The organism is Ruminococcus sp. RTP21484sp1_RTP21281st1_A8_RTP21281_210402 (assembly GCF_040914025.1).
Lineage (GTDB): Bacteria > Bacillota > Clostridia > Lachnospirales > Lachnospiraceae > Blautia_A > Blautia_A faecis.
On the sequence record NZ_JBCPGE010000021.1, the window covers coordinates 64,349 to 75,734 of the forward strand.

An 11,386-nucleotide genomic window follows, 5' to 3' on the forward strand; every position below is an offset into this window, starting at 1 on the left:
AGCCACCAGCAATTCCATTTATATTTTTCGCAGAAAGTTCCCATTCACAGCCACACTTATCATCTCGCTAAGAAGTGAGCTATGGGGCAATTATAACTCTCCTGCATAAGAGTCTGCTGACTTTCTTTTTAGAATCCCTGCTCAGTTCTTCTGATAATGTCATCCTGCAGAGATTTGGAAAGTGTGGTAAACAGTGCACTGTAACCAGCCACACGTACAACCAGATGCTTATAGTTCTCCGGATGTGCCTGTGCATCCAGCAGTGTCTCTCTGCTTACAACGTTAAACTGCATATGCATTCCCTTCTGATCGAAGTAGGATCGGATCAATGCAACGAACTTCTCAAGACCCTCACGTCCAGACAATGCTGACGGATGGAATTTCTGATTGAACAAAGTACCATTGGATACGATAAAGTGATCCAGTTTCGCAACAGAGCTTGCTGCTGCAGTAGGTCCGTTCACATCCTTGCCTGCGGATGGGGAAACACCATCTGCAACCGGAGTATGTGCATATCTTCCATCTGGTGTAGCACCAGTCTGTCCGCCAAGGGGTACGTTTGCAGAAACCGGATAAAGTCCTGCCTGGTACTGTCCACCACGTGGGTTCTTAAAGTTCTGAAGCGGTCTTGTATATGTGTAAGCCACATCTCTTGCGAAGTAGTCCACTTCCGGAATATCATTTCCGAATTTCGGAACTTCTGCGATCATATCGTGGATTTCCTGGTATCTTGCCATCTTCTCAGGTGCCATCTGGGCATTCATAACAGATTTCAGGACAGCTGCTGCAGTATCCGCATCAACCTTGGCACCGCTCTCGGTCATCTCTCTTAAGATGCCGGTTGTGATCTCTTTCACAGACTGCTCATCCAGGCCTTTGCCATAGTTCCATGCAAGAGCTTCCTTCAGCTCCTCCATCGTAAACTTCTTCTCTTCATAGACCAGCTGACGAATTGCATACAGGGAATCTGCCATGTTTGCAATACCAAAGCCCTGGGGACCGGTAAAGTTATAAACTGCGCCGCCTTCCTGTACGGTCTTTCCACGTTTGATACAGTCATCGATCATACTGGAAAGGAATGGAAGCGGACAACGCTTTGCATGAGCCACGTCAATGGCATTATCTGCATTTACAAGAAGGGAAATGCAGTACTCCATCTGTTTCTTGTATGCATCATAGAATTCATCAAATGTAGCCATCTGGGTTACATCGCCGGTAGGAATTCCGACCATCTCGCCCTGATCCATACCATTGGCAAATACAAGCTCCAGCGGACGGCACATATTAAAGAATGCTGCATCATGCCACCCCTCTGTCTTACCTGCTTTCTGTGGCTCTACGCAGCCGATGATATTATACTCACGGGCATCTACAAGGGAAAGTCCTCTGTTCTGCAGTGCCGGGATGATTACCTCGTCGTTATAATAAGCCGGAAGTCCGATACCCGTTCTGGTAAGCTCTGCTGCCTTGATCAGAAGGTCATGAGGGGAACCATTCCATACACGGATGGAAAGGGACGGAGCCGGAAGATGTACATGCATGGATGCCTCAATACACATAAAGGAAAGGTCATTGGTCACATCATTGCCATCTTTATCCTGACCTCCTACGATCAGGTTCTGGAACAGACTGTAGCCTGCGAAGCCTTCTGCGGAAGCAGCATCACGGACTTTATTCAGGTCATTTAATTTTACCCAGATGCAATCAAGAAGCTCCTGGGCTGCTGTTCTGGTAATCGCGCCGCTCTCAATATCCTTCTTATAATAAGGATACATATACTGGTCGAAACGTCCTGGGGAAATGGAATGTCCGCTAGACTCCATCTGGAGAAGCTGCTGCACAAACCAGAAGGACTGACACGCCTCCCAGAAATTGGTAGCTCCCTTCGCCGGAACCTTGCTGCAATTGGATGCAATCACAAGAAGCTCTGCTTTACGCTGTGGGTCTGTACATTTCTCTGCCATTTCAAGGGCAAGCTTTGCATATCTGTCTGCATAATCAATCACTGCCTGGCAGCTCATGATAACTGCTTCCAGGAAACGGGAACGCTCTGCGTAATCTCCATCCCCCACATTGCATTTATCCAGCTCAGCCTGTGCTTTCGCCATAATGCCTTCGTATCCGATTTCAAGAACTTCCCAATACTTTACTGTAACGTGTCCTACACCATTGTAGAAATAATTTCCTGGTGTAAAAATGTTGTGATCGATGGCACGGATTGCTTCCGGTGCCATATATGCTGTGGCGAGCTCACTGGTAGTCTTGCCTTTCCAGTATTTGTGTACCTCGCGAAGATCTGCTTTGGCCTGCTCTGAAATATAGAATGGATCAGCAGTTCTGGTGGCAACCGTATCCAGCTCGTCTTCCAGCCACTGGAATGAGAATTCCGGGAATGTCTGGCATCCTCTCGGTGCAATGGAGTTACTTCCCACGATCAGTTCCTCATCACGGATGATGATCGGAATATTATGTAAAATGTGGGAAAAAGCTTTCGCTCTTCTGGTAATGATCGGCTGGTCTTCCGTCTCCTTATAGGACTCTGTGATCAGCTTCGCTCTGTAAGATTCGATCTCCGGCATCTTGGCATAGAGATGATCTACCAGGCGGGTAATTCTGGAAGATTTCGGAATCTCACTTGAATTGTATTTTTCCATGGTTCTCCTTTCTCATGGATGTCCCGACATATGAAATAATATTCTGTATCTCCAAAACACAATATTCTCTCTGTCGGCAACATAAATGTCCGTTGTTCCATGACATAGTTTTCTATGCTCATTATACGTCATTTGCTATGCGGTGTCAACATAATTCAACACTGTTTTTGTTGCTTTGGTTGGTGTTTTTGGTTGATTTTTGTGGTTTTTCGTTGTTTTTATTAAGATACCAGGTTAAACAAAAAGCGTTTTCCGATTTTCATATTTTGATTTCGGAAAACGCTTTTCAAATTATATCTTCCCACAAATTATATCGTGGTTCAGTGTCATGCTTTGAACGTTATCAATTTATTTGAAATATATATGTATTCTTTCCATCTGCCCCGTCTTGATATTTTCAACATGTGCAACAGCAAGAAATCCAGATCCCCCTGCAACTTTTATTTTGCTGCCATTTGGCGACATCTTCGTTGCACCCCAGTTGCTTCTTGCATATGCAATTCCTCCTCTGAGTTTCCAACCTTTTTTCAGATTAAATTTAAATGCGATACTCTTATTTTTATATTTAGAATAACGCAGATTATAAATTGCATTCTTTTTAAAGGCAGTTCCTTTAATTGTGGTCTTCCCCACCATTGCAGAAGAAACAGGATTTACATATTTATACACGGTAAATGTACATTTGTAAGTTTCCTGTCCGGTTTTCACAGTAATGGTTGTTGTACCAGCCTTTTTGGGCGTAGCCCAAATAGCATTATCCTTTATCTTTACAGTTGCAACTTTAGTATTACTGGATCTCACAGCAACTTTTCTTTTTCCAATGTAGGCAATACGTTCATCCGGATTGTAGCATCTGCGATTTTCCATAGTTTTAGAAGAATAAATAGTTGCATTTTCCTTGACAGAAATTTTAAATGCCTCTTTTGCGTAAGCAGGTACGGTCATTGTAAACATCATAGCAAATGTCAGAACAACCGTTATTATTTTTTTTAGTGACTTTTTCATTTTCAACACTCCCTTCATGATATAGACATTACAGAATACAATATATATACATTTTTGATTTTATAACAGTTTATACCCATTTACAATCTGTGCCAAAATGTGTGCGCAATTCTTTCGCGGGTTTGTCACATTCTGTTTTTTATCAATAAAAAAACTGCCATATCAGATTTCTCCAATACAGCAGTTTCCTCATCTTCTTATTTACCAGCTATGTAAAATACCAGTGCCTCATTCACATCTTAGTGGCAGTGTCCGCCGCAGCTTCCACAATTACCATTGCAGCCTTTTCCGCTTTTTTTATCCTTCACAATGCTTCTCACTGCCAGACCTGCTATTACGACTACGATAGCACCTACAACTACTGTTCCCATATGATACTCCTTTCAGATTACCTATAAGCTCCTTTATGTTGTTAGTATATTCTAACATTCATTAGATGTCAATATTTATTTTATATTCCTTACACATTCAGCTTCATCTGTCCGTCTTTAATATATCCCATATTTCGCATTCCGCGGTAAATCACATAGGATAACAGTCCCGGAAGCAGGAAGTGGAACAATACAATTTTCAGAATTACCAGCACCGGTGATTCTGTTGCCACCATAGTCTGGTAAGTCATGATCTGTCCAACCAGACCTGAGGTTCCCATTCCGGAGCCTGTCGCATTGTTTGTCATATGGAAAGGCCCGATAATGGCAATTGGGCCTAAAATAGCAGATGCCAGTGTAGGAGGCAGCCAGATCAGCGGACGCTTCATAATATTAGGGATCTGCAGCATGGAGGTTCCGATTCCCTGGGCAAAAAGACCGCCCACACCATTATCCTTAAAACTTGTCACTGCAAATCCAATCATCTGACAGCAGCATCCGATCGTTGCCGCACCCGCTGCCACGCCATTCAGCCCCAGAATAATTCCAAGAGCAGCAGAACTAATTGGCAAAGTCAGTACCATTCCCATGATGACAGAAACCACAATTCCCATCAGGATTGGCTGCTGCTCAGTTCCCCAGTTTACCAGGTTGCCAAGCCATATCATGAAGCTTGATACTCCCGGTCCTACCAGTATCCCTACAGCACCACCGGAAAGGATGGTGATTGCTGGTGTAATAAGAAGATCCAGTTTTGTTTTTCCGGCAACCAGCCTCCCAATCGTAATTCCCACATATGCAGCCACAAATGCTCCAAGAGGCTCGCCAGGACCGGATAACACTAATGCCCCTGTATCAGACAACAGGGTTCCTGCAATAAGGTTTGATGCATAAGCCCCGATCATTCCTGCTGCCGCAGCCGACAACAGCACATAAGTAGATTCCCGGAATTTATACGCAACACCGATGCCGATTCCGGCACCTGTAAGCCTCTGGGCAACCACTGCAAATGCACTTAAATAAGTGCCATATGTACCGCCCATCAAATCACCGATCTGTTTCAAAATAGTTCCGATGATCAAAGTAGAAAACAACCCCAAAGCCATTCCGCTTAAACCATCAATAAAAATATTGTTTAAAACCTTCTTTATCGCTTTCATACTCTCTCCTTGTCCCCACCATCTAAAGCATGTAAAAAATTAATCTTGCAATCTGCAAAATACACCGAAAAGTGGGGCATGCTGACTGCGAGATTGTTTTTTCCGAACACGCTCTAATATAGATCCATCTTCTTCCTTCCCAGTTCCAGAAATACCTTCGTCCCTTTTCCAAGCTCCGACTCTATCCTGATTCCGTGATCCAGCCTTTTCATAATCTTTCCGCAAAGATAAAGTCCAATTCCAGTAGACCTGTTCTCTTCACGTCCATTATAGCCAGTAAACCCCTTTTCAAAAACCCGGGGCAAATCTTCGGCACGGATTCCGATTCCAGTATCTTCGATCACCAACGTATGCGGCCTGGATTTGCTCATATAGATGGATATTTTTCCTTTTTTTGTGTATTTCAGTGCATTTGATAAAATTTGTCCCAACACAAAGCCAAGCCATTTTTCATCTGTAAGCACCGTTTCCGATACCTCTTGATACTCCAGAGAAAGCTTTTTCCCAATAAATATTCTGGCAAATTTGTGAATCTGCTCACGAATCAGAGAATCCATATCCACTTCCTCAAAGCGGATGTCTGAAGCCATATCCTCCGTTCGAAGATACCCCAGCACCATCTCCACATACTGCTCCACCTTAAAAAGCTCATTCTGAATCTCCTGAGGTCTGGGCTTCTCTTCCTGAAGAAGCAATCTTGCTGCAGCAATAGGTGTTTTGATCTGGTGGACCCACAGCGTATAAAAGTCTGTCAATTCTGTACCAAAAGCACTTCTCTGATTTTCAGCCTCTATTCTCTTCTCATCCAGACTACGGCAGATTTCCCGGTAAATAGCCTCATTTTCATTCTCCGGAGCCTCCAGATATTCTTCTGAAAAATTGCCGCAGTCTCTTATGTAAAGCAGACTTTCCTGCTTTTTCCGGTATTTATGGTAATCCCACATAAGCCCCAGGCCTGTCAGCAGCATTTCAAAAACCGCCACATAACCTACAGGCTCCAGCGGAATATCATACAGAAAAAGGATTCCAGCCGTTACCGCTACCATAAGTAAAGCCAAAACACCTGTTTTCCATCTGGTTTTCAGATATTTAATCATACCATGTACCCCAGGCCTTTTTTGGTGATAATGAAGTTCTCTACACCCAGACCTTCCAGCTTCCGACGGATTCTTGTGATGTTTACTGTCAAAGTATTGTCATCCACAAAGCTGTCGCTCTCCCACAGTTTTGTCATAATCGACTCTCTGGATACAACATGCCCCTGATGTTCAAATAGTATCTGCAATATCTTCAATTCGTTTTTCGTCAGGTCTGCAAGCTTTCCATCCACTGAAATCGTCCCATTTCCAGGATTCAGCACTACGCCGCCCCTTTCCAGAAGACTGTTGTTCTGACCAAAGGCATAGGTTCTGCGAAGCACAGCCTGCACCTTCGCAGTTAACACATCCAGATCAAAAGGTTTCGCGATAAAATCATCTGCACCCCGGCTCATGGCCATTACCATATTCATATTGTCAGCCGCTGAAGACAGAAACATCACTGGTACCTGTGAAATTTTGCGGATTTCCTCACACCAATGAAAACCGTTAAAAAACGGCAGTTTCAAATCCAGCAGCACCAGCTGTGGATCTTTTTGCACAAACTCCTGAATCACATGAGTGAAATCTTCGATCTGAAAGACCTCATATCCCCAGGATTCCAAATGTCGCTTTACTATCTGTACAATAATTTCGTCATCTTCTATTATTAAGATTTTATACATTTTTAATCAATTTTTTCTTCTAAACGGACATGTCTGCCTGCGCAGACATCACCCCAAATGAAAGTCGATTGTTCCGCGCCTTTAGCGCTACCGCGCAGGACTTTTATCCTAAATATGCCTTCAGTAATTTCAGTGTATTCTTCGCTCCATCCCTGTGTGACCGCTCGTATCCATGAGATGCGTAAACTCCCGGTCCGATCAGACCATGCTTCATATCATAGCCTGCTTTCAGTGCCGCATCCACATCAGAGCCATAATGAGGATACACATCCACAGCAAACGCAATGTCATTCTCCTGTGCAGCCTTGATCAGACCGGAAACCACCTGGTAATCATATGGTCCCATACTGTCCTTAGCGCAGATTGAAACCATGGTTTCATCACATTCCAGGCCTTTTCCAACACATCCCATATCTACGGAGATCATCTCTGTCACTCCATCTGGGATAGCGGCACATCCACCATGTCCCACTTCCTCATAAGAAGTGATCAGTACATAAATGGTACGCTCTGTCTGAATTTCTTTCTCTTTCAGATATTTAGCATAGCCGAGAAGAATGGCAGTGCTGAATTTATCATCAAGGAAACGGCTCTTGATGTATCCGCTCTCAGTCACAACTGTCCTTGGATCAAAGCAGACAAAATCGCCTGTCATGATTCCAAGTTTTTTCACATCCTCTTTATTCTTCACCGGCTCATCAAGAATGGCCTCCATCGTCTCATAAGTACGTTTGGTATCGCTATACTCGCCGTTTACATGAACAGACGCATTCTCCAGCTGGAAAGTTGCATCATATACTTTGCCGGACTTTGTATAAACCTTACAATTCTCAGCCTCTGCATTGTTTGGATTCATACCGCCGATATTAGTCAGTTTCAGATGTCCGTTGTCCATGATCTGGCAGACCATTCCGCCAAGAGTATCCATGTGAGCTGCCAGAACCACTGCATTCTTATCGTCTTTTCCTCCAAGCTTTACGAGCACAGCGCCCTTCTGGGTAATCTGAGGCTTATAGCCAAGATTCTCAAATTCTTTTTTCACAAATTCGGCTGCCATGTATGTGAAGCCGCTTGGGCTTGGCACTGCAAGCAGATCCTGTGCTGTTTTCATAACAAAATCTGTGTATTTTCCCATGATATTCTCTCCTGTTTCTTACGAATTTTAATCTTATCATCTATCGTTCTTCACTTTTTGTATAGCAATGCGCTTCACAGAAATTACTTTTAAGCGATAACATTATATTTACTTATTATCCTCAAATGTGATAACTTTATAGCCCATACTTTTTTCCAATTCCACAGGTCTGGCTGCGTCACATAAGCTTCCCATGAATTTCCTGTGGCACTCTGGCTTTCACCAGAATTCCAGTATCTGTGTACTCCTCCGAAAGCAGCTGGCCATATTCCCGGATCAGCTGGATCTTGCCAGCCTCCTGATAGGTAAAAAGCTTTTCCACATAAATCTGCTCTTCGGAAAGAATTTTCCCCAGAAGTGCCTTTAAATCCTCAAGACCTTCCCCTGTTTTCGCAGATACCTTCAAAGTGTGGTCTGCATTGCTGTCGCGCATACGGATAGCCGCTCCCATATCCACCTTATTAAACAACGTAATGGTCTTTTTCCCCTGAACTCCCAGCTCCTGCAAAGTGTCGTAAACCACTTCCATCTGCTGTACAGCCTGGGGATTGGAGCAATCCACCACATGAATGATGTAATCCGCGTACCTGGCTTCCTCCAGCGTACTCTTAAACGCCTCAACCAGATTGTGCGGCAGCTTACGGATAAATCCAACCGTATCGGTAAGCAGGATCTGCTGTCCGTCATCCAGCGTCAGAGCACGCGTAGTCGGATCCAGAGTTGCAAAAAGCTTGTCCTCGGAAAGAACCCCTGCGCCTGTCAGAGTATTCAGTAAAGTGGATTTTCCCGCATTGGTATATCCCACGATCGCCGCAGTCTTCATCTTTCCCCGGGTACGTCCGGTACGGAGCAGCTCTCTGTGCTTCTCTACCTGAGAAAGCTCTTCCTTCAGCGCTGTGATCCTCTTTCGGATCAGACGTCGGTCGCTCTCCAGCTTCTTCTCTCCAGGACCTCTGGTTCCGATTCCTCCTCCAAGTCTGGACAAAGACGCACCTAGTCCTACCAGTCTGGATGCTCTGTAACGGAGCTGTGCAAGCTCAACCTGAATCTTTCCCTCGCTGGTAGTGGCATGTTTTGCAAAAATGTCAAGGATCAGAAGAGTTCTGTCCATTACCTTACATTCCAGCTCATGCTCCAGATTGTTCATCTGTGCCGGGGAAAGTTCATCGTCACAGATGATTCCTGTAGCATCCGTGGCCAGCATAAGAGCACGTACCTCCTCGATCTTTCCTTTTCCAATATAAGTTCCAGGATGTACAGTCTCACGGTTCTGGATAATTTTTCCCACTGCCTGGGCTCCGGCAGTATCTGCAAGCTCCTCCAGTTCATCCAGAGATTCTTTCACATTGTCGTTCTCGTCCAGCTGAACGCCAACCAGAATCACCTGCTCCTGTATTTCTTCAATATATTCCATAAATCCTCCTTCCGGATCATCCATAAACTAACTTTCAGTTACTTTTCTATCTGAAAATCATCTGTTAGAGTATAACACAAACCCATTCCTTTTGGGAGAGGTATATTTCAGTTACTGTTCACTGGTAACGTTCCGCGAGGCGTTTTTTGTGAACAAAGTTCACAGAAAACCCGAGAATTGCGGCGCGAAATCATGCGAATGCATGATTTCTGTGCATCGCGAAGCGCGTTACTGTGAACGGAGTGAACAGTAACATATTTCAGATCTGAAAACAACAACTACAGTTCAGATCTCATATAGTATATAATAATAGTAAAAGACCAAAAAAGGAGGAACCTATGAAAAAGAAAAATCTCAAAACTTTTGCAGCATGCCTTTGCCTGTCCTGTACGCTCCTGACAGGTACTCTTCCCACCCAGGCAGCTGCCCGGACATCTGTTTCCCAAACTGCGAAATCTTCTTTCACTGTCACCAATAAGAAGACCCATTCCGGTAAGGGACAAGCTTCCAGTTCCTCTTCTGGTACCTGGAAGACCATCAAGGGCCGCCACTACTATTACAATGCTCGCGGCAAGAAAGTCAAAGGCAAAGTCAAAATCGGATCCCGCTATTACTTTTTTGACAAAAATGGAATTCAGCGCTACGGCTGGAAAAAAATCAAAAATAATTACTACTTTTTCCGTATCAGCACAGGAACCACCGGCGCATACATGCTGACCTCCACCACTATAAATGGTATCGCCCTTGATGCTTCCGGACGTGCCAGCAAATCCGGTTCTAACCTGCGCAAGCTGAAGCTAATGACAGAAGCGAACAAGATTGTAGAAAAGATCAGCAGACCAGGAATGAACAAAATGCAGCGCCTCCGTGCCAGCTTTGATTACGTCAAGAAGCAGTACACCTACTATTGCTGGCGTGAATTCAGAAATACACAGGACTGGGAAAAGGATTTCGCCGAAGATATGTTTTTCCGCGGCGGACGAGGTGACTGTGTTTCCTATGCAGCAGCTTTCGCCTACCTCGCAAACGCTGTAGGCATGAAAAAAGTTTATGTAATCTGCTCCGGCGGTCACGGCTGGGCTGAAATTGGTGGAAAGGTCTATGATCCTGACTGGGCGCTTGTAAGCAGCGTGGATTCCTACTTTGCAATGTCCTACGATCTCAGTGGCGTGAACGGTCGCCCTATGTACCGGGGCAACCGCCTTTATGTAAAAAAGGTCTGAGCGTATCACCAAAAAAGGATTTGAAATCAGGCATTCAATATTGCCTCAGATTTCAAATCCTTTTTATAATTATAAAAATAACTTCAGAAGCTTACTCTGTTTCCTATTCATTACTTCCAGTCCTGGATTTCAGGAAATCAAGCTCTTTCGCAGCTTCTTCATCCTCCGGATACATTCCGACATAAGATACAGCTTTCTCCTGCGCTGTGGAAAAATCCAGTTTTTTCTCATAAGCTACAATTTCATTAAATAACAAGCTCTGCATTTCATCATCGGAAGCAATGGAAATTCCGCTGCTGATATTTTCCAAAGCAGAATCATAATTTCCTTCTGCCATATCGCACACTGCCAGTCCATTGTATCCCTGTGCGGCAGTCTGTGTCTGATCCCCGGACGTATCATCCAGCTTCTGATTGATGTACTGCTGGTACATTGCCCGGGCATTTGCGTAATCTGACTGAGCGCCATAGACCATTCCAAGAACCAGAAGTGCCTCTGTACTTCCCTGATTGGAAGCATCTGTCAGCTCTTTCTGGGCATTGGTATAATCTCCCATATAGTAATAGATTCTTCCCCGGCTGCAAAGATCCTCTGCTCCCTTTGCCTCTGTGGACAAAACAGCCTCCAGATACCTGGTTCCATCCGCTTCCATGTCCTTATCC

At 44.4% G+C, this 11,386-nt stretch carries 10 protein-coding genes; 1 reads left to right on the forward strand and 9 read right to left on the reverse strand.

Translation table 11 applies throughout. The features are described 5' to 3' along the window. Positions 1 to 128: 128 nt before the first annotated feature. The 8 genes from AB5170_RS11660 to hflX form a co-directional block, all read right to left on the reverse strand. Entirely contained in the window at positions 129 to 2,654 is a 2,526-nt protein-coding gene (locus tag AB5170_RS11660) for a glycyl radical protein (RefSeq protein WP_173716020.1), read from the reverse strand. A 348-nt stretch (positions 2,655 to 3,002) separates the two neighbouring features. Further along, positions 3,003 to 3,665 carry a hypothetical protein gene (locus AB5170_RS11665; RefSeq protein WP_294432596.1) on the reverse strand — a complete coding sequence of 221 codons (663 nt, stop codon included), beginning with the start codon at positions 3,663 to 3,665 and terminating at the stop codon, positions 3,003 to 3,005. Between the two features lie 233 nt (positions 3,666 to 3,898). Next, positions 3,899 to 4,030 carry a FeoB-associated Cys-rich membrane protein gene (locus tag AB5170_RS11670; RefSeq protein ID WP_148461082.1) on the reverse strand — a complete coding sequence of 44 codons (132 nt, stop codon included), beginning with the start codon at positions 4,028 to 4,030 and terminating at the stop codon, positions 3,899 to 3,901. Positions 4,031 to 4,119: 89 nt separating this feature from the next. After that, the gene (locus AB5170_RS11675) at positions 4,120 to 5,190 is read right to left on the reverse strand and encodes a PTS transporter subunit IIC (RefSeq protein WP_173769356.1); all 1,071 of its coding nucleotides are present in this window, start codon (positions 5,188 to 5,190) and stop codon (positions 4,120 to 4,122) included. A 113-nt stretch (positions 5,191 to 5,303) separates the two neighbouring features. After that, on the reverse strand, positions 5,304 to 6,287 hold the full coding sequence (locus AB5170_RS11680) for a sensor histidine kinase (protein WP_173769357.1): 984 nt from the start codon (positions 6,285 to 6,287) through the stop codon (positions 5,304 to 5,306). Then, entirely contained in the window at positions 6,284 to 6,952 is a 669-nt protein-coding gene (locus AB5170_RS11685; RefSeq protein ID WP_118578126.1) for a response regulator transcription factor, read from the reverse strand. The genes AB5170_RS11680 and AB5170_RS11685 overlap by 4 nt, the downstream gene beginning before the upstream one ends. A gap of 103 nt (positions 6,953 to 7,055) precedes the next feature. After that, positions 7,056 to 8,087 (reverse strand): M42 family metallopeptidase, encoded by a 1,032-nt coding sequence (locus tag AB5170_RS11690; protein WP_173769358.1) that lies wholly within the window; start codon positions 8,085 to 8,087, stop codon positions 7,056 to 7,058. Positions 8,088 to 8,265: 178 nt separating this feature from the next. After that, positions 8,266 to 9,501 (reverse strand): GTPase HflX, encoded by a 1,236-nt coding sequence (hflX, locus tag AB5170_RS11695; protein WP_368361383.1) that lies wholly within the window; start codon positions 9,499 to 9,501, stop codon positions 8,266 to 8,268. A 338-nt stretch (positions 9,502 to 9,839) separates the two neighbouring features. On the opposite strand from hflX, the gene AB5170_RS11700 reads away from it, so the two are divergent. Then, positions 9,840 to 10,724: a transglutaminase domain-containing protein gene (locus AB5170_RS11700; RefSeq protein WP_173773967.1), complete on the forward strand. Its 885-nt coding sequence runs from the start codon at positions 9,840 to 9,842 to the stop codon at positions 10,722 to 10,724. Between the two features lie 103 nt (positions 10,725 to 10,827). Here AB5170_RS11700 and AB5170_RS11705 read toward each other — a convergent pair. After that, a partial coding sequence (locus AB5170_RS11705; protein WP_368365067.1) for a tetratricopeptide repeat protein occupies positions 10,828 to 11,386 on the reverse strand: 559 nt, incomplete at its 5' end.

Bases quoted from the DNA above. Each gene is read 5' to 3' on its own strand.
- AB5170_RS11670 (WP_148461082.1), bottom strand. From the start codon at position 4,030: ATGGGAACAGTAGTTGTAGGTGCTATCGTAGTCGTAATAGCAGGTCTG.
- hflX (WP_368361383.1), bottom strand. From the start codon at position 9,501: ATGGAATATATTGAAGAAATACAGGAGCAGGTGATTCTGGTTGGCGTT.
- AB5170_RS11700 (WP_173773967.1), top strand. From the start codon at position 9,840: ATGAAAAAGAAAAATCTCAAAACTTTTGCAGCATGCCTTTGCCTGTCC.
- AB5170_RS11680 (WP_173769357.1), bottom strand. From the start codon at position 6,287: ATGATTAAATATCTGAAAACCAGATGGAAAACAGGTGTTTTGGCTTTA.
- AB5170_RS11660 (WP_173716020.1), bottom strand. From the start codon at position 2,654: ATGGAAAAATACAATTCAAGTGAGATTCCGAAATCTTCCAGAATTACC.
- AB5170_RS11685 (WP_118578126.1), bottom strand. From the start codon at position 6,952: ATGTATAAAATCTTAATAATAGAAGATGACGAAATTATTGTACAGATA.
- AB5170_RS11675 (WP_173769356.1), bottom strand. From the start codon at position 5,190: ATGAAAGCGATAAAGAAGGTTTTAAACAATATTTTTATTGATGGTTTA.
- AB5170_RS11690 (WP_173769358.1), bottom strand. From the start codon at position 8,087: ATGGGAAAATACACAGATTTTGTTATGAAAACAGCACAGGATCTGCTT.